22 protein-coding genes and 1 tRNA gene are annotated in these 22,403 nt (G+C 63.6%); 17 read left to right on the forward strand and 6 right to left on the reverse strand.

Features of this window, described 5'->3' with window-relative positions:
* Positions 1 to 17 precede the first annotated feature (17 nt).
* Positions 18 to 1,439 (reverse strand): coniferyl aldehyde dehydrogenase, encoded by a 1,422-nt coding sequence (locus NKI99_RS15420; protein ID WP_352611360.1) that lies wholly within the window; start codon positions 1,437 to 1,439, stop codon positions 18 to 20.
* A gap of 380 nt (positions 1,440 to 1,819) precedes the next feature.
* Between NKI99_RS15420 and NKI99_RS15425 the strand changes: the two genes are divergently transcribed.
* A complete protein-coding gene (locus NKI99_RS15425; RefSeq protein ID WP_128304054.1) occupies positions 1,820 to 2,581 on the forward strand; it encodes a sulfotransferase family protein in 762 nt (253 codons plus the stop codon).
* Entirely contained in the window at positions 2,581 to 4,422 is a 1,842-nt protein-coding gene (gene recQ / locus NKI99_RS15430) for a DNA helicase RecQ (protein WP_352611361.1), read from the forward strand. The genes NKI99_RS15425 and recQ overlap by 1 nt, the downstream gene beginning before the upstream one ends.
* A gap of 260 nt (positions 4,423 to 4,682) precedes the next feature.
* On the opposite strand, the gene NKI99_RS15435 is transcribed toward recQ, so the two are convergent.
* On the reverse strand, positions 4,683 to 5,579 hold the full coding sequence (locus tag NKI99_RS15435) for a LysR family transcriptional regulator (protein WP_352611362.1): 897 nt from the start codon (positions 5,577 to 5,579) through the stop codon (positions 4,683 to 4,685).
* A gap of 277 nt (positions 5,580 to 5,856) precedes the next feature.
* Here NKI99_RS15435 and NKI99_RS15440 point away from each other — a divergent pair, with 277 nt between their 5' ends.
* Positions 5,857 to 6,591 carry an SDR family NAD(P)-dependent oxidoreductase gene (locus NKI99_RS15440; RefSeq protein WP_352611363.1) on the forward strand — a complete coding sequence of 245 codons (735 nt, stop codon included), beginning with the start codon at positions 5,857 to 5,859 and terminating at the stop codon, positions 6,589 to 6,591.
* A gap of 72 nt (positions 6,592 to 6,663) precedes the next feature.
* Positions 6,664 to 7,263, forward strand: a complete 600-nt coding sequence (locus tag NKI99_RS15445; RefSeq protein ID WP_352611364.1) for an NADPH-dependent F420 reductase — start codon at positions 6,664 to 6,666, stop codon at positions 7,261 to 7,263.
* 96 nt (positions 7,264 to 7,359) lie between these two features.
* Here the strand turns inward: NKI99_RS15445 and NKI99_RS15450 are convergent, their stop codons facing one another.
* Positions 7,360 to 7,653, reverse strand: a complete 294-nt coding sequence (locus tag NKI99_RS15450; protein ID WP_352461316.1) for a hypothetical protein — start codon at positions 7,651 to 7,653, stop codon at positions 7,360 to 7,362.
* Positions 7,654 to 7,929: 276 nt separating this feature from the next.
* Positions 7,930 to 8,019, reverse strand: a tRNA-Ser gene (locus NKI99_RS15455).
* A 409-nt stretch (positions 8,020 to 8,428) separates the two neighbouring features.
* Here NKI99_RS15455 and NKI99_RS15460 point away from each other — a divergent pair.
* The 4 genes from NKI99_RS15460 to NKI99_RS15475 all read left to right on the forward strand — a co-directional run bounded on the left by NKI99_RS15460 (position 8,429) and on the right by NKI99_RS15475 (position 10,736).
* Positions 8,429 to 9,109: a 50S ribosomal protein L21 gene (locus NKI99_RS15460; RefSeq protein ID WP_352611365.1), complete on the forward strand. Its 681-nt coding sequence runs from the start codon at positions 8,429 to 8,431 to the stop codon at positions 9,107 to 9,109.
* Positions 9,110 to 9,206: 97 nt separating this feature from the next.
* Entirely contained in the window at positions 9,207 to 9,476 is a 270-nt protein-coding gene (gene rpmA, locus NKI99_RS15465; RefSeq protein ID WP_013529063.1) for a 50S ribosomal protein L27, read from the forward strand.
* A gap of 120 nt (positions 9,477 to 9,596) precedes the next feature.
* Positions 9,597 to 10,184 carry a GNAT family N-acetyltransferase gene (locus NKI99_RS15470; RefSeq protein ID WP_023811776.1) on the forward strand — a complete coding sequence of 196 codons (588 nt, stop codon included), beginning with the start codon at positions 9,597 to 9,599 and terminating at the stop codon, positions 10,182 to 10,184.
* Between the two features lie 21 nt (positions 10,185 to 10,205).
* A complete protein-coding gene (locus NKI99_RS15475) occupies positions 10,206 to 10,736 on the forward strand; it encodes a GNAT family N-acetyltransferase (RefSeq protein ID WP_352611366.1) in 531 nt (176 codons plus the stop codon).
* 7 nt (positions 10,737 to 10,743) lie between these two features.
* Here the strand turns inward: NKI99_RS15475 and NKI99_RS15480 are convergent, their stop codons facing one another.
* Positions 10,744 to 11,613 (reverse strand): endonuclease/exonuclease/phosphatase family protein, encoded by an 870-nt coding sequence (locus NKI99_RS15480; RefSeq protein ID WP_352554290.1) that lies wholly within the window; start codon positions 11,611 to 11,613, stop codon positions 10,744 to 10,746.
* A gap of 134 nt (positions 11,614 to 11,747) precedes the next feature.
* On the opposite strand from NKI99_RS15480, the gene obgE reads away from it, so the two are divergent.
* The 5 genes from obgE (at position 11,748) to NKI99_RS15505 (ending at position 17,433) form a co-directional block, all read left to right on the forward strand.
* Entirely contained in the window at positions 11,748 to 12,779 is a 1,032-nt protein-coding gene (obgE, locus tag NKI99_RS15485; protein ID WP_352611367.1) for a GTPase ObgE, read from the forward strand.
* A gap of 3 nt (positions 12,780 to 12,782) precedes the next feature.
* The gene (gene proB / locus NKI99_RS15490; RefSeq protein ID WP_023811780.1) at positions 12,783 to 13,955 is read left to right on the forward strand and encodes a glutamate 5-kinase; all 1,173 of its coding nucleotides are present in this window, start codon (positions 12,783 to 12,785) and stop codon (positions 13,953 to 13,955) included.
* 2 nt (positions 13,956 to 13,957) lie between these two features.
* Positions 13,958 to 15,244, forward strand: a complete 1,287-nt coding sequence (locus NKI99_RS15495) for a glutamate-5-semialdehyde dehydrogenase (RefSeq protein WP_352440998.1) — start codon at positions 13,958 to 13,960, stop codon at positions 15,242 to 15,244.
* Positions 15,245 to 15,448: 204 nt separating this feature from the next.
* Positions 15,449 to 16,081, forward strand: coding sequence for a nicotinate-nucleotide adenylyltransferase (locus NKI99_RS15500; RefSeq protein ID WP_352611368.1), 633 nt, complete (start codon positions 15,449 to 15,451; stop codon positions 16,079 to 16,081).
* A gap of 68 nt (positions 16,082 to 16,149) precedes the next feature.
* Positions 16,150 to 17,433 carry an MFS transporter gene (locus NKI99_RS15505; protein WP_352611369.1) on the forward strand — a complete coding sequence of 428 codons (1,284 nt, stop codon included), beginning with the start codon at positions 16,150 to 16,152 and terminating at the stop codon, positions 17,431 to 17,433.
* A gap of 9 nt (positions 17,434 to 17,442) precedes the next feature.
* Here NKI99_RS15505 and NKI99_RS15510 read toward each other — a convergent pair whose 3' ends face one another.
* Positions 17,443 to 18,294, reverse strand: coding sequence for a mechanosensitive ion channel family protein (locus NKI99_RS15510; RefSeq protein ID WP_352440995.1), 852 nt, complete (start codon positions 18,292 to 18,294; stop codon positions 17,443 to 17,445).
* 241 nt (positions 18,295 to 18,535) lie between these two features.
* On the opposite strand from NKI99_RS15510, the gene rsfS reads away from it, so the two are divergent.
* The 4 genes from rsfS to NKI99_RS15530 all read left to right on the forward strand — a co-directional run bounded on the left by rsfS (position 18,536) and on the right by NKI99_RS15530 (position 22,217).
* Positions 18,536 to 18,913: a ribosome silencing factor gene (gene rsfS / locus NKI99_RS15515; RefSeq protein WP_352611370.1), complete on the forward strand. Its 378-nt coding sequence runs from the start codon at positions 18,536 to 18,538 to the stop codon at positions 18,911 to 18,913.
* Positions 18,914 to 18,940: 27 nt separating this feature from the next.
* Positions 18,941 to 19,423 carry a 23S rRNA (pseudouridine(1915)-N(3))-methyltransferase RlmH gene (rlmH, locus tag NKI99_RS15520; protein ID WP_023811784.1) on the forward strand — a complete coding sequence of 161 codons (483 nt, stop codon included), beginning with the start codon at positions 18,941 to 18,943 and terminating at the stop codon, positions 19,421 to 19,423.
* 124 nt (positions 19,424 to 19,547) lie between these two features.
* Positions 19,548 to 20,885 carry a murein hydrolase activator EnvC family protein gene (locus NKI99_RS15525; RefSeq protein WP_352611371.1) on the forward strand — a complete coding sequence of 446 codons (1,338 nt, stop codon included), beginning with the start codon at positions 19,548 to 19,550 and terminating at the stop codon, positions 20,883 to 20,885.
* Positions 20,886 to 22,217, forward strand: a complete 1,332-nt coding sequence (locus tag NKI99_RS15530) for a S41 family peptidase (RefSeq protein WP_023811786.1) — start codon at positions 20,886 to 20,888, stop codon at positions 22,215 to 22,217. It abuts the gene before it with no gap.
* The last annotated feature ends 186 nt before the right edge of the window (positions 22,218 to 22,403 follow it).

Consider the following 22,403-nt stretch of genomic DNA (forward strand, 5'->3'; position numbering starts at 1 on the left):
ACGCGCCGGGTGTTCGGTCAGGTGATATGCCGGAGCAGGCTGAAGAGCCGCTCGAACGTCTTGCCGTAGGGCGGGCGCAACAAGGCTCCCGCGCTCAGCCGGGACTGCAGGAAAACCGGCTTCTCCTTGCTGAAGGTGCGAAAGCCCCATTCGCCGTGATAGGCGCCCACGCCGCTGGCGCCGACGCCGCCGAAAGGCTGGTTCTCCTGCACCAGATGCAGCATGCAGTCGTTGATGGTGACGCCGCCGGCGACGGTCTCATGCAGGATGCGTTGACGGTTGCCGCTGTCGCGCCCGAACCAGTAGAGCGCCAGCGGCCGGTCCGCCCCATTCACATGCGCGATTGCCTCGTCGATCCCGGTATATTCTACGATGGGCAGCACCGGCCCAAAAATCTCTTCGCGCATCAGCCGCAGGTGCGCGCCGGCATTGCGGACCAGGGTCGGCAGCAATTTCCGGCTGGTACCGCCAAGCTCCTCACTGGCCGGGTTGATTTCGGTGACATCGGCGCCGGCGTCACGCGCTTCAGTGATCATGTCGCGCAGGCGCTGGTGGTGCCGATCGCTGATGATGGCGGTATAATCGGGGTTGTCGCGCAGGGTCGGGTAGAGCTTCGCGATCGCCGTTGCGAGCTTCGCGGCGACCGCGTCTGCTCGCCCCTTCGGGACCAGAAGATAATCCGGCGCGATGCAGGTCTGCCCGGCATTCAACAGCTTGCCGTAGGCAATGCTGGATACCGCCGCGTCGAGGTCGCATGACGGATCGAAGATTGCCGGCGACTTGCCGCCGAGTTCGAGCGTGACCGGGGTCAGGTTGGCTGCCGCGGCTATCGCGACCTGGCGTCCGACCGCGGTCGAGCCGGTGAACAGCAAATGATCGAAAGGCATCGACACGAAGGCCTTTCCCATCTCCGCGTCGCCGCTGATGACGCTGAGCTCATCGGGTGCGAAATGCTCGGCAACGAGTTTGGCCAGCAGCGTTGAAAATGTCGGCGTCAGTTCGGAAGGTTTTATGAGTACGCGGTTGCCGGCGGCAAGGGCCGCGGTGACCGGCGCGACAGCGAGCTGGAAAGGATAATTCCAGGGCGACACGATGCCGACGACACCCAGTGGCTGCGGAAGGAGGCGATTTCTGCCCGGCAGGAACGGCATAGTGGTGGCGACGCGGCGTTCGCGCATCCAGCCCCTGAGGTGCGACAGCGCGTGGCGGATACCGGCGCGCACGACGAACAGTTCCGCAAGACGCGTCTCATGCGCGGAACGGCCGCCAAAGTCGGTGTCGATGGCGGTGCAGATGTCGGCTTCATGCCGCTCGGTCAACGCCAACAGGCGTTTCAGGCGATCCTTGCGGATGCCAAAGTTGGGGAAAGGCTGCGCCTCGAAGGCAGCACGCTGCAACCGAAACCGCTCGCCGAGAGCATCCTGAATGGCCTGCAGCATCGCGCCCTCCCTGACTTGTCGGGCCGAGCTTACATCGTGGTGCGTGGCGGAATCCAGCGGGGGTGCAGGTCTCGCAAGGGAAGGTGCTGCGGCGAGCCTTGGATCAATCGGTCAGCTTCCGCGTTCGCGCCGCAGGCTTTCCTTGTGCCGGCTTGTTCTGGTTGTGGTCCGGTGTCAGCTGCGCTAAGGCAAGGTGCCCATGCGGAGAGTCGTTTTGACCGGTTTCCACATCCTCTCCAATCCACGAAATTGCAGCCCGGTGTCTGCCTGATGCAGGCATCGGCGATGAGCATCTTGGCCGTGGCCCGCAGGCGGCGCGTTTCGTCCCGGGTGGCCCTGATGCAAGATCGGGTTGCCGCATTGCGCCAGCGGAATTGCGGATGAAGGGCGCGCGCAGGCTTGAGGCTGCGTTTGGAGCGGCCGCGCGAAGGGTTATGCGGGAGTTTCTGCGATTCGTGCCGCTGTCTCTGAAACAGCGCATGCAAAGACGCACATACGCACGCGCAACGCCCGCCAACAGAATTTTCATTTCGGGCTGCGCGCGCAGCGGGACGACGCTGACACAGCGGCTGATGAGGTGTTTCGGGGATATTTTCGTCCATCCGCCCGAAGCGCGATACACAATGCTGGACATGCTGGATCGGCCGGAATCGAACCTCGTCGTCAAGCGCGATGCGCGCGGTTTTGCGCATCTGGCGAAGCTACCTCCCTCCATCGGCTTGATCTATTGTGTGCGCCATCCATTCGACACGCTGACAAGTTCGCATCCGCAAACACGCCACGAGCGTCGGTTCCACGTCACGCCGCATCGCTGGCTGGCCGAATACGACGCGCTGACCCGGCTGAAGAAGGCACAACCGCACCGGCAGATACTCTTTGTCCGCTACGAAGACATGATCGGCGCGCCCGATGCGCAGCAGGACAGAATCGCGCAGTCGTTCGGACTGACACCGCGCATTCGTTTCAGCGAGGATCCGGACAATCCGATCCGGGTGGCTTCGTTGAGAAAATGGGAACGGAATGAAGAATTCAGGACCTATCTCGACGGTCTGCCCCCGGCATTTCTCGTCGGCGTCCGGCGTTTCTGCGCCGAGTTCGGCTATGACATGCCAATAAGCACGCCGACCGTGGACGCGCGGTGATGCAGGCACCGGCGGCCGTCGCGACAGAAGAGCGAGATCCCAAGCGGCGCGTGCTGAAAGACGTGTTCGGCTTCGATGATTTTCGCCCCGGCCAGGCCGATGTCATGGACGCGCTGCTGGCTGGGCGTCATGTGCTGGCCGTCATGCCGACAGGTGCGGGCAAATCGCTCTGCTACCAAGTGCCGGCACTGGTCCTGGGTGGGCTCACCATTGTCGTTTCGCCGCTGGTGGCGCTGATGCAGGATCAGGTCGCCGCCTTGCGGCTTGCCGGCGTGGCGGCCGACACGATCAATTCCTCGATCGACCGCGATGCCAATATCGCCGCATGGCGTCGCGTCGCCTCGGGCCAGACGCGCCTGCTCTATCTCGCGCCGGAGCGGCTGATGACCGAGCGCATGCTCGAGGCGCTGGCCAGGCTCGATATCAGCCTGATCGCCGTCGACGAGGCGCATTGCATCTCGCAATGGGGGCCGGCGTTCCGGCGCGAATACGAGGACCTGTCGCGTCTGCGCGGCATCTTTCCCAACGTGCCGATCATGGCGCTGACGGCAACGGCGGACGAAGGCACGCGCACCGACATCGAATCTCGGCTATTTGCCGAGCGCGTCGAGACCCTGGTGCTGGGCTTCGACCGGCCGAACATCAAGCTTGCCATCGAGGCCAAGCAGGACAGCAAGCGGCAATTGCTGCGCTTCGTCGAGCGCCATCCCGGCCGCAGCGGCATCGTCTACTGCCTGTCGCGCAAGAAGACGGAGGAGATGGCGGCCTTCCTCGAGAAGAACGGCGTCACCGCGCTCGCCTATCATGCCGGCATGAGCAAGGAGGCGCGAGACGCCAACCAGAACAGCTTCATGACCCTTTCAGGCGTCGTCATGGTGGCGACCATCGCTTTCGGCATGGGCATTGACAAGCCTGATGTCGCCTATGTCTTCCACACCGACATGCCGGGCAGCCTGGAGGCCTACTACCAGGAGATCGGCCGCGCCGGCCGCGATGGGCGGGACGCCGAGGCGCATATGCTGTTCGGCCTTGGCGATATCCGCATGCGCCGGATGTTCATCGACGACGAGGATGCGCCGCCCGAGCACAAGAGGCGCTCGCATGGCCGGCTCGACACGCTGATCGGCTATTGCGAGACGGCGCAGTGCCGCCGCCAGGTGCTGCTCGGCTATTTCGGCGAAGAAGCGCAGCCTTGCGGCAATTGCGACACCTGCCTCGACCAGGCGCCGCGCGCCGATGGCGGAGCGGAGGCGCGGATCATCCTGGCAGCCATCGCCCAGAGTGGCGAACGCTTCGGTGCCGGCCATGTCATCGACATTCTGCTCGGCCATGAAACCGAGAAGGTGCTGGCCAGGAACCACCAGAGGCTCGCCAGCTTCGGCAGCGGACTGGCGCACAAGAAGGACTTTTGGCTGTCGCTAATCCGGCAGCTCGTCGCCGGCGGGTTTCTGATGCCGGATCCGGCCGGCCATGGCGGCCTCGCCATCGCCGAAAAAGGCCATGCGCTTGGCCGTGGCGAGGTGCCGTTCCATTATCGCGTCGAGGTGCGCAGCCGCGCCTTGCGCGGCAAGACGCGCTCCGGGCAGGATTTCGGGCAATCGGATGTGGACACCGGGCTGCTGGCCGCGCTGAAGACCTTGCGACTGCGGCTCGCCAAGGAGCGCCAGGTGCCGGCCTATGTGGTGTTTTCCGATCGCACCCTGATCGACATGGCAGAGCGCCGCCCAAACGACCTCGACGCCTTCGCTGAAGTGAATGGGGTTGGGGCGGCAAAGCTGAAGGAGTTCGGCCAGGTTTTTCTGAGTACGATTGCCGAGCACCAATCCGATGGCTCGGCCTGAGGTCAGATCAGCGACTGGTCACGCGTCCTGAAGCATAGCGATCTTCGGAGAGGGCATCCGTTCCGAGACCTCCTGTTCCGTCGCCGCCCATTCCTCCACCGCCCATGCCCCCGCCGAGACCGATCAGTTCAATGTTCTCTGGCCGGCCCGCCGACAGATCAGGCCCAGACTGAGGCGTTCATCGACTTCATGGCTGAGCATCTTCAACCGCAATAGGTGCCGCTGTCCGCCTATCCACCGCAGCGTCGACCCGCGGGGCGTCAGTCGCGCGATATGGACAGTCCCGTGAAAAGCGGAGCGTAGGCGGCGAGCCTGCGGGATACGAACTCCGTGAAGAGCCGCACGCGCTTCGTCTTGCGTGTCTCCCCCTGTGTGAGAAGCCAGAGCGTTCCGTACATGTGCAGGTCGGTGCCCGGCACCCTCACCAGCAGGGGGTCGGCATCTCCGACGAAGCACGGCAGTGTCGTGATCCCGAGACCTTGCCGTACGGCAACGATCTGCGCCTCGGCGTCCGTGGTCCTGAATGGAACCCCCGCGGTGCGAACCTCACCCGCGCCGGCCCACTCTGGAATTCCATGAACGCTTATGACGATCCACCGGATGGGATCAGGCGCGCCCGCACGCCACGCGGCCAGGCGATCGCGGGACATGTAGACGCCGCCGAACACCTCCGGTCCCTTCAGGCCGTGAAGATTGAGCGGCAGGGTTTTGCGGTCGTAGACGACGCGGATCGCGACGTCGGCCTCTCGGTTGGTCAGATTTGCCAGCTCGCCGGACGACAGGATTTCCATCTCGATGTCCGGGTGCAGACGCGCGAAATCGGCGAAGTCCGGCATGAGCAGGTGTGTCGCGAGGGGAGGTGCCAGCGTCACCCGCAGAAGCCCGCGCACACCCTGGTCGCGCCCGAAGACGCGCGTCTCCAGCTGGTGCGACGACGCTTCCATCTGGTTCGCGAGATCGAGGACCTCCTCGCCCACAGCCGTCAGGCGGTAGCCCGAAGGCAGCTTTTCGAACATGTGCGCTCCGAGGCGTTCCTCGAGCTGGGCGACGCGTCGCAGCACGGTCGAGTGATTCACCCCGAGCTGCGCGCCGGCAGCCCGCACCGAGCCTCCGCGCGCGACGGCAAGAAAGTAGCGAATGTCATCCCAGTCGATCATGGTGCAATCCGGCACCGCGCGGTGCGCCTTCCCAAGCCCGTATCTAACGCATGCTACAGCAGTACGGGCGGGACATCATAGCTTATGTCGACAGGGGCGGCGCAATTCCGAATGGCGGACACGGATCGTCACGGCTGGCGTCAGTTCCTGAAAGCGGATCGATTTTGCACCACCGATGTGCGCGCTTCCGCACTCACCGCGTGACTCTGACGGGCCCATCTAGAGGTTCTCGGGGCGTACCCGAACGACCAAAGACAGAGCCTGGAAGGATTGAGTTATGGGAAAACTAGACGGTAAGGTTGCGGTTATTACGGGTGGCGCCACCGGCATCGGCCTCGCCGCTGCAAAGCGCTTCATCGAGGAGGGCGCTTTCGTCTTCATTTTCGGCCGTCGGCAGGATGTGCTCGACGCTGCTGTGGCCAACCTCGGGGCCAATGCCCGCGCGGTGAAAGGCTCGGTTTCCGACGAGGCCGACCTCGACCGGCTCTACGCGGCGGTGAAGGCCGAGCGCGGAACCCTCGACATCGTCTTCGCCAATGCCGGGGCGGGAGGCCTGCTTCCGCTCGGCGAGATCACCGCCGAGCACATTGACGAAACCTTCGACACCAATGTGAAGGGTACGATATTCACGGTCCAGAAGGCGCTGCCACTGATGGGCGAGGGCGGTTCGATCATCCTGACCGGATCGAGCGCCGGCACCACGGGCGCCCCCGCATTCAGCGTCTACAGCGCGAGTAAGGCGGCCGTGCGCAATCTTGCGCGGAGCTGGGCGGAGGACCTGAAGGGCACCGGCATCCGGGTAAACGTGCTGTCGCCCGGGCCGACAGCGACCGAACTCGCGAAGGCAGCGATAGGGGAGGAGGGCTTGAAGGCCTTCGCCTCGATGAACCCGCTCCAGCGCATGGCCGATCCGGCGGAGATTGGAGCGGCGGCTGCGTTTCTCGCGTCGCCCGACAGCAGCTTCATGACCGCCAGCGAGGTCGCCGTCGACGGGGGCCTGGCGCAAATCTGACGCTACGCCCCGCCGTTCATTCCATTCGATATTCCGGGCCCGCAGGGCGTGGTAAACTGAAGGAGAATATACATGAGCTATGCAATTATTGGCTTCGGCAAGATCGGCCACGCTCTTGCCAAGGCGTTTGCCCGCAACGGCATCGAAGTGTCCGTGGCAACCACGCGCGACCCGGAAAGCTTTGCAGCCGATGCGGCCGCGATCGGACCCACGATTATCCCCAAAACGCTGGCGGAAGCGATCAAGGCGGACATCATCTTTCTGGCGGTTCGTTTCGAGTCGCACCCAGATGTCGCGAAGGCGCTGTCAAGCTGGGAAGGCAAGACGATCATCGACGCGACGAACGTGTTTCCAGCCCCTGAAGAGCTGGACGGTCTGCCGTCCTCCGCCTTCGTCGCAAAGGCGTTCACCGGTGCCAAGCTCGTCAAAGGGTTCAATCACCTGATTGCAGCCACTTTGGCTGCCGATCCGATCGTCGAGGGCGGGCACCGGGTCGTCTTTCTGTCGAGCGACGACGAGGACGCGATCGCTCCCGTGGCGGCCTTAGCCAAACAACTCGGGTTCGCACCGGTCAAGCTGGGGAAGCTCAACGAGGGTGGCGCACTGGTGCACGCACGCGGCCGCACTTGGGGCCAGCTGATCTTCCAGGACCTGTTCAAGAAGGAGCAGTAACGGATTTATCGTGCACCGACAGAGTGGCCGGTGTTCGACGCCGGCCACATCGTCAGCAACGAGCCGAGCGCGCAAAGTGACGTGCTTGAAAGCGGCTTACATCTGCCTGGGATCCTTCGGCCGACATGTGCCGGCCACCCATGAATCGTAATTGCAATAGCTGACGTCCCAGCCGGCATCGCGTCTTTTGGAAGTTACCTCACGACCGCCCGGGCGGATGGGTCCGAAGCCACCCCAACTGCCATCCGAGCCTTTGCAATTTCCCATGACGCGATAATTGCAGTTGTTTACGACGAAGTTGCCGTCCATCGACACGCATGCCGATGCGACAGTGGAAAGACTGAAGAAGGCCGTGCCGACGACTGTGACGGCGAGAGAGGCTTTGCGCATAGTGGTCTCCTAACTGGCTGGGCGAACCAACCATTACGAGATCTTGGGCCGGCCACTTCCCCCATTTGGGCCAAACCGGCTGGCAAATTCACAGCGACATGGCTGCGCTTGCGGACAGAAAACCATGTGCGGAGAGCCGAATGGGCCTGCCCATCGCCGAAGCTTTACGCCTCCGCAAAGGCCAGAGTGTCCCGGCTCGGGCGGCTTTGTCCTGTTGGCTGCGCGATATGCGGCAGGCGGCTAGCAGCCCAGGAGATGTCAGGTTCTTGGGCTAAATGGCGGAGAGGGAGGGATTCGAACCCCCGATGGGCTTGCACCCATGCCGCATTTCGAGTGCGGTGCATTCGACCACTCTGCCACCTCTCCGCGGTCATGGTCGGCCGTTGCCGGCGCGGCGCACTAGATAACGGCTGAACGGGCAGGTTACAAGGCCAATCCGGCAGTTATTTGGCTTGCTTGGCAAGCGGCGGATTCACGGCTGGTGGGGTACAGCGAGACCCGAGGCAGATTGCCGACCCAGTCACCCATCCTCAGCCCAGGCGGGGCAACGCCGTGGGCATGTCGGCACAGCCGGTCCGTGCCCGCCAATGACGGTCTCGGAAACGGCGCGGCTGGTTTGCCTTGACTCGCCCCCAACCTTCGGTTAGGGACAGCGCGCAATCGGCGTGGAGGGTTCTTCCGCGCCGCTTGTTTTTTGAACCCGCAGACTGACAAAAAGACGGCTGAACTGCCAGAGGCGGTTCATCAAGGCCGACCGAACAGCGAAAGGCAAAAAATGTTCGCAGTCATTAAAACGGGTGGCAAGCAGTATCGCGTTGCCGCCAACGATCTCCTGAAGATCGAAAAAGTTGAAGCCAATGTCGGCGATATGGTCGAAATCGGCCACGTTCTGGCGCATGGCGAAGGCGAGAATGTCACGTTTGGCGCGCCGTTCGTCGACGGCGCGGTGGTCACCGCCGAAGTCGTCGAACAGGGCAAGAACCGCACCGTCATCGCCTTCAAGAAGCGCCGCCGGCAGAATTCGCGCCGCAAGATCGGCCATCGCCAGCTTTTGACCACCGTGCGGATCTCCGAGATCCTGCTGGGTGGCGCCAAGCCGACCAAGACGGCAGCGGCCAAGGCGCCGAAGAAGGTGAAGGCCGAGGCCGCCACCGAGGTGCAGGCGGAAGCCGCGCCGAAGAAGGAGCCCAAGGCCAAGGCAGCCGAGACAAAGGCAGCCGAGACCGCCGCAGCGCCACTGTTCAAGGCACCGAAGGGTGAGCCGGACGATCTGACCTTGATCAAGGGCATCGGCCCGGTCGCAGCCAAGGATCTTAACGAGCAGGGCATCATCACCTTCGCCCAGCTTGCCAAGCTGACCGAGAAGGATGTCGCCAAGATCGACGAGCACATGCCCTTCAGCGCCGACCAGATCAAGGACTGGCGCGAGCAGGCCAAGGAATTGGCTGCGAAGTAATTTTCTGGCGATTGGGTCGCCGGATCGGACTTGAAACGGAACGCGAACGCGTTCATAAGGCCTTTTAGGCGCCTTGCGGCGCAACGGAGTTAGTTAGATGGCACACAAGAAAGCTGGCGGCTCGTCGCGCAACGGTCGCGACTCGCATTCCAAGCGTCTGGGCGTGAAGAAGTTCGGCGGCGAAGCCGTCATCCCGGGCAACATCATCATTCGTCAACGCGGCACCACGTGGCATCCCGGCGTCAATGTCGGCATGGGCACGGATCATACGCTTTTTGCGCTCGAGACCGGCGCCGTGACGTTCAACAAAAAAGCCAACGGCCGAACCTACGTATCGGTCAATCCGATTGCCAAAGCCGCGGAGTAGCCGGTTCCGCACTAGAACACCGGCGCCCATCTCGGGAACCGGTGTCTGGCAAAGCCAGGAAAAGGATCAGGGGAGATGGGTTTCCATCTCCCCTTTTTCTTGTGCCTGGAGGACTTTCAAATGGTTGCCGAAGCGGAAGACTCAGAAGACGGAAGTTACGCGATAGACTGCCCGGTGCTGGTCACCGAGCGGCTGGTGATGCGGGCGCCCCATGAAGGCGATGTCGCGCAACTGGTCGAACTTGCCGACAACCGTCATGTCGCCGAAATGCTGGCACGCATGCCGCACCCCTATGGCGAGGCCGAGGCGCGCTCCTTCCTCGCCATGACCAGGTCGCGCCGGGCCGGCATCGCCTATGCCCTGACGCTGGCCGGAACCGACACGTTCGTCGGCTGTGCCGGTCTCAACACCACCGAACGCGGGCTGGAACTCGGCTACTGGATCGGCGAGCCTTACTGGAAGAAGGGCTATGCGACGGAAGCAGCCCATGCGCTGGTCGATCTCGCCTTCCAGAGGACGTCGATCCAGGTTCTGCAGGCCTCGACGCGGGTCATCAACCCGGCCTCCAGGCGGGTGATCCACAAATGCGGGTTCCAGTATGCCGGCCAGGGCATGCTGAACTCGATCGTTGCCGGCCAGGTTCCCGTCGAGCGCTACCGGCTCGATCGCAAGACCTGGACCAGCCTGCGGAACTGGGTACATTTTTGATGTGTGACGACGGTCAAGCCAATGGTCGACAGCAGCGATATTGAAACGGTCGCGATCGCGCCGATGACGCCCGGGGATATCGAAAGCTTTCATCGCGCGCTCGATGTCGTCGCGCGTGAGCGAAAGTACCTGTCCTTCCTAGAGGCGCCACCGCTGGATCAAGTCAGAAGTTTCGCAATGGACCGTATCGGGAGAGGCGATCCGGGGTTCGTGGCCGTTGTTCGTGGCGAGGTCGTCGGCTGGTGCGACATCTCACGCCACGATCGGCTCATCCATGCGCATCGCGGCTCCCTCGGAATGGGGATCATTCCTTCCTATCGGGAGCGTGGCCTGGGACTGCGGCTCATCAATGCGACCTTGGCACAGGCGCGCAAGACCGGCTTTATCCGCGTCGAGCTTTCCGTGCATTCCGACAATGCTCGCGCCATCTCTCTTTACGACAAGGTCGGGTTTGTCAGGGAGGGCGTGCAGCGCGACGCCGTCCATATCGACGGGGAATACCGCGATACGATCATGATGGCGATCGTCAAACGTGAAAACACTGCCGGATGAAAGGCCATCAGCCCAGTTCGACCCACACCGGCAGGTGGTCCGAACCGTCAGCTTTCCGGTCGACCCACAGGCGCTGCAGGGATCTGGCAAGCGAAGCGCTTGTGAAGATATAGTCGATGCGCTTGTGGCGGCTGGGGTCGGTGGGTTGTTTCGGGTCGACCCAGCTGATGAGATCGTCGCCGGTGGCGTTCAGGCGCAAGGCGGCATCGACGGCAAAGTCGGCGGTCAGCGGCATGCCGAATTCATGGTCCGGCCGGCCGGCGAGTTCGACATATTCGGGTGAACCGGCCAGCATGTTGAAATCGCCCATGCCGACAAAGGCTTCGGGATGCGGCAGTTCCGGCAGGCCGATCTCGGCGACGCCGGACAGCGCGCCGCCTTCGAGCGCGTAGTTCAGCATGCGTTGGCGCAAGAACTGGATCTGGCTGGCGCGTTCGACGGGGCTGCGGTGATCGAGATGGATGGAATAGAAGCGGATGAAACCAAGCGGCGTCTCGATCAGCGCTTCCAGCGCGCCACGCTGGAAGTTCATCATCTCGAAGCTGCGGCTGCGCGGCAAAAGCAGGTTGCGCGACAGATGAATAGGCGTTTTCGACAGCACCATGTTGCCGAGCTGGAAGGTTTTCGTGATGGCGCGGCCATTGTCGATGTGCGAACCGATATTGGCCTCGAAATTGCTGCCATAGACGGCGAAGTAGTCGGGCAGCGCCTCGCCGATCTCGGCGACCATGTCGCGGCCGCTATTCCTGGGATTGTTGCGGGTCACCTCCTGCAAAGCGATCACGTCGGCGCCGCGCACGGCATCAGCGATGCGCCCGACATCGTATTGCCCGTCGAGGCCGATGCCGTACTGGATGTTGTAAGTTACAAGCTTCATTCCGGCATCTCTCCGGCCGATCCCACGCGGCCATTGTCACAAAACGGCCTCGCCCTTCGCCGCGCCTTGGTTTAGAGCAAGGGCCAAGGTTTAGAGCAATGCCGCAAGGCCACTAGTAGAAACTGTACAATCCCATGAAATTTCTCGATCAAGCCAAGGTCTACATCCGCTCCGGCGACGGTGGCGCCGGTTCGGTGTCGTTCCGGCGCGAAAAGTTCATCGAGTTCGGCGGGCCGGATGGCGGTGATGGCGGCCGTGGCGGCGATGTCTGGCTGGAGGCGGTCGACGGGTTGAACACGCTCATAGACTACCGCTACCAGCAGCATTTCAAGGCCAAGACCGGCGTCCACGGCATGGGCCGCAACATGACCGGTGCCAAGGGCGCCGATGTCACGCTGAAGGTGCCGGCGGGAACGCAGGTGTTCGAAGAGGACAACGAGACGCTGATCTGCGATCTGACCGTGGTCGGCCAGCGCTTTCTGCTGGCCAAGGGCGGAAATGGCGGTTTCGGCAACCAACATTTCAAGACCTCGACCAACCAGGCGCCGCGCCGCGCCAATCCCGGCCTGCCGGGGCAGGAGCTCAACATCTGGCTGCGGCTGAAGCTGATCGCCGATGCCGGGCTGGTCGGGCTGCCCAATGCCGGCAAGTCGACATTCCTGGCGGCGGTCACCGCGGCCAAGCCGAAGATCGCCGACTATCCGTTCACGACGCTGCATCCCGGCCTCGGCGTCGCCCGGATCGACGCGCGCGAGTTCGTCATCGCCGACATTCCGGGTCTCATCGAAGGCGCGCATGAGGGCGTCGGCATTGGCGATCGCTTTCTTGGCCATGTCGAGCGCACGCGCGTGCTGCTGCATCTGGTTTCGGCGCAGGAGGAAAATCCGGGCAAAGCCTACAAGACCGTGCGCGCGGAACTTGAGGCCTATGGCAACGGCCTGACCGACAAGGTCGAGATTGTGGCACTTTCCCAGGTCGACACGCTCGACGCCGATGCGCGCAAGAAGAAAGTCGCCTCGCTGAAGCGTGCCGCCGGCCGAGCACCGATGCTGTTGTCGGCGGTCACCGGCGAAGGCGTCGAGGCGGTGCTGCGGGCGCTGATGTCGGTGGTGGGCGAGGCGCGTGCGCGGACGGCTACCCCGGTCGAGACGCGCTGGGACAAGTAGGCCATGCAGTCGCTGAAAAAATATCGGCGCATCACCGTCAAGATCGGCTCGGCGCTGCTCGTCGACCGAACGTCAGGCCTGAAGCGCGACTGGCTGGCCTCGCTTGCCGACGATATTGCGGTGCTTGCGCAGGGCGGCGCTGAAATCCTCGTCGTCTCCTCCGGCGCCATCGCGCTTGGCCGCACCATCCTTGGCCTCGGCAAGCGAGCCCTGAAACTGGAGGAGAGCCAGGCGGCGGCAGCCGTGGGACAGATCGCATTGGCCGGCGCCTGGTCGGACGCGCTCGGCAAGGGCAGCCTGAAATCGGGCCAGATCCTGCTGACGCTCGGCGACACCGAGGAGCGCCGCCGTTATCTCAATGCGCGGGCGACGATCTCGACACTCTTGAAGATGAAGGCAGTGCCGGTCATCAACGAGAACGACACGGTGGCGACTTCCGAAATCCGCTACGGCGACAATGACCGGCTGGCGGCTCGCGTCGCCACCATGATGGGCGCCGACCTCCTGGTGCTGCTCTCAGACATCGACGGGCTCTATACGGCGCCGCCGGCGCGTGACCCCCATGCCAAATTCATTCCGGTGGTCGACCGGATCACGCCCGATATCGAGGCGATGGCGGGTGCGGCCGCTTCCGAACTGTCGCGCGGCGGCATGCGCACGAAGCTCGATGCCGGCAAGATCGCCACCGCCGCCGGCACCGCGATGATCATCACGTCGGGCACGCGGCTGTCGCCGCTGATGGCGATCGAACGCGGCGAACGCGCCACCTTCTTCCGGCCGAGTTCCAATCCGGTCAAGGGTTACAAGACCTGGATCGCCGGCCAACTCGAACCGGCCGGCCGGCTGACAGTCGATGCCGGCGCCATCGGCGCGCTGCTGTCGGGCAAGTCGCTGCTGCCGGCCGGCGTCAAGCTGGTCAGCGGCAATTTCTCGCGCGGCGACACGGTGGCGATCCTGTCGCCCGAGGGCCGCGAGATCGCGCGCGGGCTGGTTGCCTACGATGCAGCCGATGCCGTAAGGATCGCGGGCCTGAAGACGGCCGAGATCGAAACCGTGCTCGGCTACGAGGCGCGTTCGGCGATGATCCACCGCGACGACCTTGTGGTGAGTCATTCTGGTGCCCAAGTAGGGGCTAGCGACCAAGTACTGGCCGGTGGCGCCATAAGCGGAGGATGAGCATGCTGAAGCAGCATGAAAAATCCGGAGAAGACACAGTGGCGCTGATGGCCGATATCGGCCGCCGCGCCCGCGCTGCCGCCCGACCGTTGGCCATTGCCACCACCGCCGCCAAGAATGCTGCACTTGCCGCCATGGCCGAGGCGATCGTCGCCAGGCAGCAAGACATTCTCGACGCCAACGCCATCGATGTCTCGAACGGCCAGGAATCCGGGCTTTCCGCCTCCTTCATGGACCGGCTGAAGCTCGATCCGGCGCGCATTCGCGCCATGGCCGACGGCATCAGGGAGATCGCCGAATTGCGCGACCCGGTTGGCGACGTGATCGCACAATGGGATCGGCCGAACGGTCTGCATATCGAGCGCGTGCGCACGCCGCTCGGCGTCGTCGGCGTCATCTATGAGAGCCGCCCGAACGTCACCGCCGATGCCGGCGCGCTGTGCCTCAAGGCCGGCAATCCGGTAATCCTGCGCGGCGGCTCGGATTCGCTCAATTCCTCGGCCGCCATCCACGCCTGCCTGGTCGAAGGGCTGAAGGAAGCCGGCCTGCCGGAGGACGCCATCCAACTGGTGCCGATCACCGACCGCGCCGCCGTCGGCGAGATGCTGAAAGGCTTGGGCGGTATGCTCGACGTCATCATTCCGCGCGGTGGCAAAAGCCTCGTCGGGCGGGTGCAGGCCGAGGCACGGGTGCCGGTCTTCGCGCATCTCGAAGGCATCTGCCATCTCTACATCGACCGTTCGGCCGAGCTCCAAATGGCGGTGCGGATCGCCGTCAACGCCAAGATGCGGCGCACCGGCGTCTGCGGTGCCGCAGAGACGCTGCTGGTCGACCGCGCGGTCGCCTCCACGCATCTGGTGCCGATCCTCAACGCACTGCGCGCGGCCGGCTGCGAGATCCATGCCGATGCCGAGGTGCTGAAAGTGTTTTTCGACGCCAGGCCGGCGACCGATGCCGACTGGGTGACTGAATATCTCGATGCCATCATCGCGGTGAAGCTGGTCGACGGTATCAAGGGTGCGATCGATCACATCGAGACGTTTTCCTCGCATCACACCGAGGCGATCGTCGCCGAGGATGCGCAAGCGGTCGAAAAATTCTTCAACGAGATCGATTCGGCGATCCTGCTGCACAACGCATCGACGCAGTTCGCCGACGGCGGCGAGTTCGGCATGGGCGCCGAGATCGGCATCGCCACCGGCAAGATGCATGCGCGCGGACCGGTGGGCGTCGAGCAACTGACGTCGTTCAAATACCGCGTGCGCGGGTCTGGACAGGTGAGGCCTTGACGTATATCGCCCAAAGGGCCTGAAGCTTGCGCCCAGCCACCCCCCTCTGTCCTGCCGGACATCTCCCCCGCAAGGGGGGAGATTGGCTGGCATTTCGGGTTTCGCCGATCTCCAACGCGGCAAGATTTACGCCTTCGCCGAAACTGCTGATCTCCCCCCTTGCGGGGGAGATGGCCGGCAGGGCAGAGGGGGGTGCCTAGCGCGATGCTATCCCCTTCCCACCCCCCCGTTCCCTCCCATTATCTCAAAATGCCGCATGCCGAGAAAGGCCTCGCCGTCGGCCTGTTCGGCGGCTCGTTCAATCCGCCGCATGCCGGCCACGCGCTGGTCGCCGAGATTGCACTGCGGCGCCTGGCGCTCGACCAGCTGTGGTGGATGGTGACGCCGGGCAATCCGCTGAAGAACACCAGGGAATTGGCGCCGCTGGACGAGCGGCTGCAGCTGTCGGAGCAGATCGCCAAGAACCCGAAGATCAAGGTCACCGCTTTCGAAGCCGCCCATCACGTCCGCTACACCGCCGACACGCTGGCGCTGGTCAAGGCGCGCAATCCCGGCGTCGACTTCGTCTGGATCATGGGTGCCGACAGTCTGCGTGATTTCCACCGCTGGCAGCGCTGGCGCGAGATCGTCATGACCTTCCCGATCGCCGTCATCGACCGCCCGGGCGCGACGCTGTCGTTCCTGTCCTCGGTCGTCGCCAAGACCTTCGACTATGCCCGCGTCGACGAGGGCGATGCGCCGCGGCTTGCCCGCATGAAGGCACCGGCCTGGACCTTCATCCACGGCCCGCGCTCGTCGCTGTCATCGAGCGCGATCCGCAAGCTGGCGAAGGGGTGAGCCCGCCCGTCCGCCCATGTCGCTTTTATCGCTCCCTTTGCCAGTTTCATGGGCAATCCTGAGCAGGCATGTCGGTTCCCAGGAAAATCCGCAGCGAAGCCGAGCAGGGCGCCGAGCCCACACCGCTGATCGCGATTGCCAGCGTCATCGTGTCGATGGCACTGATTGCCGTCGGCAACGGGCTGATGTTTGCCTATATCCCGGTTCGGCTCGGCGCCGAGGGTTTCGATCCGACCTGGGCCGGGCTGATCATCACCGGACTTTCGGCCGGCGGGCTGGCGGGCTGCATCCTGACCGGACCGCTGGTGCGAAGGGTCGGCCATGCCCGTGCCTTCATGGTGTTGTCGGCGCTGATCGCACTGGCCAACGCCGCTGTCGGCGCCGGGGTCCATCCGCTGCTGTGGATAGCCGCCCGCGCGCTCTACGGCTTTGCCATCTGCGGCCTGTTCATCGTCGCGCAGAGCTGGCTCAACGATGCCGTTGCCAACGCCATCCGCGGCCGGGTGATGGCTTTCTTCTACGTTGCCTATGTCGCCGGGCTCGGCGTCGGCTACGCGACGCTGGCGCTGGTCGATATCAGGACAGCGGATGCGCCGCTGATCGGCATCGTCTTCACCGCGCTATCGATCCTCCCTGTCGGGATGACCAAACTTGCCCAGCCGCCGGCACCGCAGGCGGCCTCGGTGGCGCTGCGCCGTGCCTGGCGGGTTTCACCGGTCGGCGTCGCCGGCATGCTTGCGGTCGGCGGCCTGTCGATGTCGATTGCGGGCTTCGCGCCGATCCACGCCACGGCCAAGGGCTACAGCCAGGCCGATGTGGCGCTGCTGCTTTCGGCGATGCCTCTCGGCACGCTGATCCTGCAGATCCCGCTTGGCTGGATTTCCGACCGAACCGACCGCCGCTATGTGCTGATCGCCGCATCCGCGCTCGCCATGGTTGCCGGCCTGTTTGCGCTCGGGTTCGATGGCGGCGCGTTGGCCGCGTTGGTTGTGATCTATATCGTGTGGGACGGCGCCTCGGAATCGATCTATTCGCTGGCCAGCGCACATGCCGCCGACCGCGCCGGCAAGGACGACATGGTGGCGCTGTCCAGTTCGCTTTTGTTTGCCTGGTCGCTGTCGGGTTTCGTCGTGCCCGGCATCGTGACGGCGCTTTCAGCCGTCTTCGGAACGCAGGCTTTCATCTATGTGGCTGTTCTCATCGCCGCAGCCTTCTGCCTGTTCGTGCTTTTGCGCGTGTTCACGACGCGTGCGGTCCCGGTCGGTGAAACCGGCAGTTTCGCACCGATGACGGCGCAGGCGCCGTTGCCGGTCGAACTTGCCTTCGCACCGGACGATGAGGGCCGGCACTGAGCCAACCGCCTATTGTCGACGGGCTTCCGGTTGGGGCGCTTCCGGCGGCGGCAGCGGGATCGATATGCCTTCGCTATCGAATTCCTGTTTGGCGCGCTTGGTGAGATCGGTCTGGGTGGCGAAGAAGTCCGCCGACGATGTCCAATAGCGCAGGGCAATCGAAACAGTGCTGTCGCCCAATGTCGAGACGAAAGCGATCGGTGCCGGCTCACGTTTCACTCGCCGTTCGGCCGCGGCAATGGCAAGCAAGGCTTTCTGCGCCCTGTCGATGTCGTTCCAGGAGCCGATGCTGAGTATGATGTCGCTGCGGCGTACGCCGTTGCGCGAAAAGTTGCGCACCGGCTGGTTCCACAGCGTCGAGTTCGGCGCCAATATGTAGACCCCGTCGGCCGTCCTGAGCTTGGTCGCGAACAGGCCGATCTCCTCGATCGTACCGGCGATCGAACCGACCTCGACGGATTCGCCGATGCGGAACGGCCGCAGCGCCAGAAGCATGATGCCGGCGGCGATGTTCTGCAGCGTGCCCTGCAACGCCAGGCCGATGGCGAGGCCAATGGCACCGATCGCGGCAATGATCGAGGCCGTCTGCACGCCGAACTGGCCGAGCACCATGATGGTGACGAGGATCAGGATGGCGTAGCGGACGATCTTCGAGAAGAAATGCCGCAACGTCGCGTCGAAACCATGGATATGGCCGAGACCAGCGAAGATCGAACGTTCGGCAAGACCGGCGACGATATAGCCGACAATCAAGAGGATGACGGCACCGATGGCCGAGAAGGAGTACGAAACAATCAGCGTGCTCAGTTGGGCGAGGCCAGCCTGGACGCTGAGAAAGGCGTTTTGCGGGTCGATCGGCATGGGGAAATCCCGTTGGTCGGTGAGCCGATAACCCATGCCGACGGCGAGGGTTCCGATCTTTTCCGGCGTGCGGCGGAACCACAGCAGCGACAATACGTTCGTGCGAGGCAGGGTCCCGTCTTGAAACTGTCGGGGAACTCTGCCTATCTAAGTGGTGTCACCTGCTTCAAGGGGTGATTTGGTTGTTCTTGCTGCGAAAGGAACTACACTGAGAACAGCACTGCGGAAGAAGGCCGATATCATGCCTTCGCCGGCCAGGATCAGCGTAGACGACGCCGTGTCCCGTGCCATCAAGACAGTCCTTGCCAGTCTGGAAGACTCCAAGGCCGAAAACATTGTCTCCATCGACATCCAGGGGAAATCGAGCCTCGGCGACTACATGGTCGTCGCTTCGGGCCGATCGCACCGTCATGTCGCGGCTGTCGCCGATCATCTTCTCAAAGCGATCAAGGATGCCGGTCTCGGCACCGCGCGCGTCGAGGGGATGTCCGGCGCCGACTGGGTCCTGATCGATTCTGGCGACATCATCGTCCATGTCTTCCGCCCCGAAGTCCGCGAATTCTACAATCTCGAAAAGATGTGGCAGGCGCCGGACCTCGAGGAAGAAACGCTCCACTAAGTCGTTCGCGCGGCTTACAAGGCGAGGATGAAGATATCAGTTCATGCCGTGGGCCGGATGAAAGCCGGCCCCGAAAAGCTGCTGGCCGACCGCTATTTCGAGCGTTTCGCCAAGAGCGGCCCGGTAGTGGGGCTTGAATTTGGCGGCATTGCCGAGATTGCCGAGGGGCGCGGCCAGACCGCCAACGAGCGGCGGCGTGAGGAAGGCCAGAAACTGCAGACGCAGTTGCAGCCCGGAACCGCTTTGATCCTCCTTGACGAACGCGGCAAAAGCTTTTCCTCGGAAGATTTCGCCGGGCGCCTCGGCCTGTTGCGTGACGGTGGCCGCAAGGCGTTGGTCATCGCCATCGGCGGCGCCGACGGCCACGATCAGTCGCTGCGCGACCAGGCCGAACTGGTGATGTCGTTCGGATTGCTGACATGGCCGCATCAACTGGTGCGCGTGATGCTGGGAGAGCAGCTTTATCGTGTGGCCACCATCCTTTCGGGACATCCCTACCATCGCTCGTAAACCGGTGAATTGGTGCGACACACCCGGATTTCCGCCCCAATGCCGAGGCAAGATTGCATCGAGTGGGCGGTTTCGAACATGGTTGATTGTTCGTTAACGAAGCCACGCATAGAGTCGGGCTTCAATGTCTGAAGACAGCAAATCAAGAACGGGCTCCTGGCGCGCGCGCTGCGGCATCGCGGCGGCGGTACTTGTGCTGTCGCTGCATGCGGGGCGGGCGGAAAACACGCTCGACATGGCTCCCGATCCGGATCAGAGCCGGGCCGAATATGAACGGGTCTCGAAGGAGATCACGCTGTCGTCGGAACGATTGGCCAAACTCTCCGCCGATATCGCGACGATCAAGAAGGATCACGCCTCGATCACCGCCGCATTGATCCAGTCGGCGATGACCGAGCAGAAGCTCGGCCAGGACATCGAGGACATCGGCGCTCGGCTGGAAGGACTGAAGGGCCAGGAACAGAAGATCCGCGCCTCGCTGATGGCGCGGCGCGACGTTCTGGCCGAAGTGCTGGGCGCGTTGCAGCGCATGGGCCTCAACCCGCCGCCGGCGATCCTGGTCAAGCCCGAGGACGCGCTGTCGTCGGTGCGCAGCGCCATCCTGCTCGGCGCGGTGGTGCCCGAACTGCGCCAGCAGACCGATAGCCTGCTTGCCGATCTCAAGGAACAGACCAGGATTACGGCGTCGATCGAGGCCGAACGGGCGCGGCTGACAGCGGCGGTCGGCGACCAGACGGCGGAAAAGAAGCGGCTCGGCATGCTGCTGGAGGCCAAGCAGAAGCTCGAAGCCGACACGCAAACGCAAATGGCTGCGGAAAAGCAGCGATCCGAAGCGCTGGCGGCCAAGGCCGGCAGCCTGAAAGAGTTGATCGCCTCGCTCGAAGCGCAGGCCGACAAGAACCGCAAGGCCGCCGATGCGGCCAAGGCCGCCGAGCAGAAGACGGCGGATGGCGACAACACATCTGCGCCGGCGGAATTGGCGTCGCTGCCGGTTCCGGAGGGCAACCAACTTGCCGCCGCGGTGCCCTTTTCGGCCCTTCAGGGGCAGATCGCACTGCCGGTGACCGGCCGCATCAAGCGGCGATTCGGCGCCGATGACGGTAACGGCGCGGTGATGCTTGGCGACATGGTTGCGACACAATCGGGAGCCATCGTCACCGCGCCGGCGGATGGAAATGTGCTTTATGCGGGGCCGTTTCGGTCTTATGGTCAACTCTTGATCCTGAACGCAGGCGACGGCTATCATGTCGTTTTGGCGGGGATGAGCAGAATCAGCGTCGCGACCGGTCAATCAGTGCTTGCAGGAGAGCCGATCGGTGCGATGGGAGAGGCCCGGGTGGCGAGCACCTCGGTTTCGAAGAATGGAAATGCCACGCCGGAACTCTATGTCGAGTTCCGCAAGGATGGAAAACCCGTCGATCCGGCCCCATGGTGGGCGGACCGTTTTTCTGGAAGGACGTGAATAATGCGGAAACTGTCGCTTCTGTTTGCCGGTGCGCTGATGGGCGCGTCCGCCATGAGCCTGGTCTATGGCGCACCCGGCTCGGCGGCGAACGCTGCAGGGTCGGAGACCTACAAGCAACTGGCGATCTTCGGCGATATCTTCGAGCGGGTGCGGGCACAGTATGTGACACCGCCCGACGACAAGTCGCTGGTCGAGAACGCCATCAACGGCATGCTGGCCTCGCTTGACCCGCACTCCTCCTACATGAATGCCGAGCAGGCGCAGGATATGCGCGTCCAGACCAAGGGCGAGTTTGGCGGCCTCGGCATCGAAGTCACCATGGAGAACGATCTGGTCAAGGTGATCACGCCGATCGACGACACGCCGGCCGCCAAGGCAGGCGTGCTGGCCGGCGACTACATTGCCAAGATCGATGGCGAAGAGGTTCGCGGCCTGACCCTCAACGATGCGGTCGACAAGATGCGCGGCCTGGTCAACACGCCGATCAAGCTGACCATCCTGCGCCAGGGCGCCGACAAGCCGATTGAACTGACGGTCGTACGCGACATCATCAAGGTCAAGGCGGTCAAGTTCCGGGTCGAGAACGACATCGGCTACATGAAGATCACCTCCTTCACCGAAAAGACCTATGACGACCTCGAGAACGCCATCGACACCATCAAGAAGCAGATTCCCGACGACAAGCTGAAGGGCTACGTTCTGGATCTCCGCCTTAATCCGGGCGGCCTGCTCGACCAGGCGGTGAGCGTGTCCGATGCCTTCCTCAACCGCGGCGAGATCGTCTCGACGCGCGGCCGCGACCCCAAGGACGTCACCCGCTTCGACGCCAAGCCCAAGCAGGTCGACGACATCAACGGCAAGCCGATGATCGTCCTGGTCAATGGCGGTTCGGCCAGTGCATCGGAAATCGTCGCCGGCGCGCTGCAGGACCTGCGCCGCGTCACGGTGGTTGGCACGCAGTCCTTCGGCAAGGGTTCGGTGCAGACCATCATTCCGCTCGGCGAGAATGGTGCGTTGCGGCTGACGACGGCGCTATATTACACGCCGTCCGGCAAGTCGATCCAGGGCAAGGGCATCACGCCCGACATCAAGGTCGACCAGCCGTTGCCGCCGGAACTGCAGGGCAGGGACCTGACGCGCGGCGAATCCGACCTCAAGGGCCATATCAAGGGCGCCGATGAGAGCACGACCGGTTCGGGCTCGGCAGCCTATGTGCCGCCGGATCCGAAGGACGATCTGCAGCTCATCTATGCCGAGCAGCTGCTGCGCGGCCAGAAGACCGATCCGGCCTTCCCGCCCAATCCGCAAAAGGCGGTTCTCAACCAGTAAGGATCTGGAGCGGCGCACGCGCCGCTCCATCTTTCTGTTTGAGCCTGATGGAAGCAATGCGATGCTGCCGGGACCGAAAGGTTCCGGCAGTTTGATTCGGGGGGTGAGGCAAAGCCCCCAAGGCATGGCGCGGGGTGTGTGCCGGGATTGATGAATTCGCGCATGTCTTTTCGAAGCGGCTTCGCC

Source organism: Mesorhizobium sp. M0239 (assembly GCF_040321815.1).
Lineage (GTDB): Bacteria > Pseudomonadota > Alphaproteobacteria > Rhizobiales > Rhizobiaceae > Mesorhizobium.

Excerpts from the sequence above, each read along its gene's own strand:
- NKI99_RS15500 (WP_352611368.1), top strand. The coding sequence starts at position 15,449 with ATGCTATCCCCTTCCCACCCCCCCGTTCCCTCCCATTATCTCAAAATG.
- NKI99_RS15475 (WP_352611366.1), top strand. The coding sequence starts at position 10,206 with ATGGTCGACAGCAGCGATATTGAAACGGTCGCGATCGCGCCGATGACG.
- rpmA (WP_013529063.1), top strand. The coding sequence starts at position 9,207 with ATGGCACACAAGAAAGCTGGCGGCTCGTCGCGCAACGGTCGCGACTCG.
- NKI99_RS15450 (WP_352461316.1), bottom strand. The coding sequence starts at position 7,653 with ATGCGCAAAGCCTCTCTCGCCGTCACAGTCGTCGGCACGGCCTTCTTC.
- NKI99_RS15510 (WP_352440995.1), bottom strand. The coding sequence starts at position 18,294 with ATGCCGATCGACCCGCAAAACGCCTTTCTCAGCGTCCAGGCTGGCCTC.
- rlmH (WP_023811784.1), top strand. The coding sequence starts at position 18,941 with ATGAAGATATCAGTTCATGCCGTGGGCCGGATGAAAGCCGGCCCCGAA.
- NKI99_RS15495 (WP_352440998.1), top strand. The coding sequence starts at position 13,958 with ATGCTGAAGCAGCATGAAAAATCCGGAGAAGACACAGTGGCGCTGATG.
- obgE (WP_352611367.1), top strand. The coding sequence starts at position 11,748 with ATGAAATTTCTCGATCAAGCCAAGGTCTACATCCGCTCCGGCGACGGT.
- proB (WP_023811780.1), top strand. The coding sequence starts at position 12,783 with ATGCAGTCGCTGAAAAAATATCGGCGCATCACCGTCAAGATCGGCTCG.
- NKI99_RS15435 (WP_352611362.1), bottom strand. The coding sequence starts at position 5,579 with ATGATCGACTGGGATGACATTCGCTACTTTCTTGCCGTCGCGCGCGGA.
- NKI99_RS15470 (WP_023811776.1), top strand. The coding sequence starts at position 9,597 with ATGGTTGCCGAAGCGGAAGACTCAGAAGACGGAAGTTACGCGATAGAC.
- NKI99_RS15480 (WP_352554290.1), bottom strand. The coding sequence starts at position 11,613 with ATGAAGCTTGTAACTTACAACATCCAGTACGGCATCGGCCTCGACGGG.
- NKI99_RS15445 (WP_352611364.1), top strand. The coding sequence starts at position 6,664 with ATGAGCTATGCAATTATTGGCTTCGGCAAGATCGGCCACGCTCTTGCC.
- recQ (WP_352611361.1), top strand. The coding sequence starts at position 2,581 with ATGCAGGCACCGGCGGCCGTCGCGACAGAAGAGCGAGATCCCAAGCGG.
- NKI99_RS15505 (WP_352611369.1), top strand. The coding sequence starts at position 16,150 with ATGTCGGTTCCCAGGAAAATCCGCAGCGAAGCCGAGCAGGGCGCCGAG.
- NKI99_RS15460 (WP_352611365.1), top strand. The coding sequence starts at position 8,429 with ATGTTCGCAGTCATTAAAACGGGTGGCAAGCAGTATCGCGTTGCCGCC.
- NKI99_RS15420 (WP_352611360.1), bottom strand. The coding sequence starts at position 1,439 with ATGCTGCAGGCCATTCAGGATGCTCTCGGCGAGCGGTTTCGGTTGCAG.
- NKI99_RS15525 (WP_352611371.1), top strand. The coding sequence starts at position 19,548 with ATGTCTGAAGACAGCAAATCAAGAACGGGCTCCTGGCGCGCGCGCTGC.
- NKI99_RS15425 (WP_128304054.1), top strand. The coding sequence starts at position 1,820 with ATGAAGGGCGCGCGCAGGCTTGAGGCTGCGTTTGGAGCGGCCGCGCGA.
- rsfS (WP_352611370.1), top strand. The coding sequence starts at position 18,536 with ATGCCTTCGCCGGCCAGGATCAGCGTAGACGACGCCGTGTCCCGTGCC.
- NKI99_RS15440 (WP_352611363.1), top strand. The coding sequence starts at position 5,857 with ATGGGAAAACTAGACGGTAAGGTTGCGGTTATTACGGGTGGCGCCACC.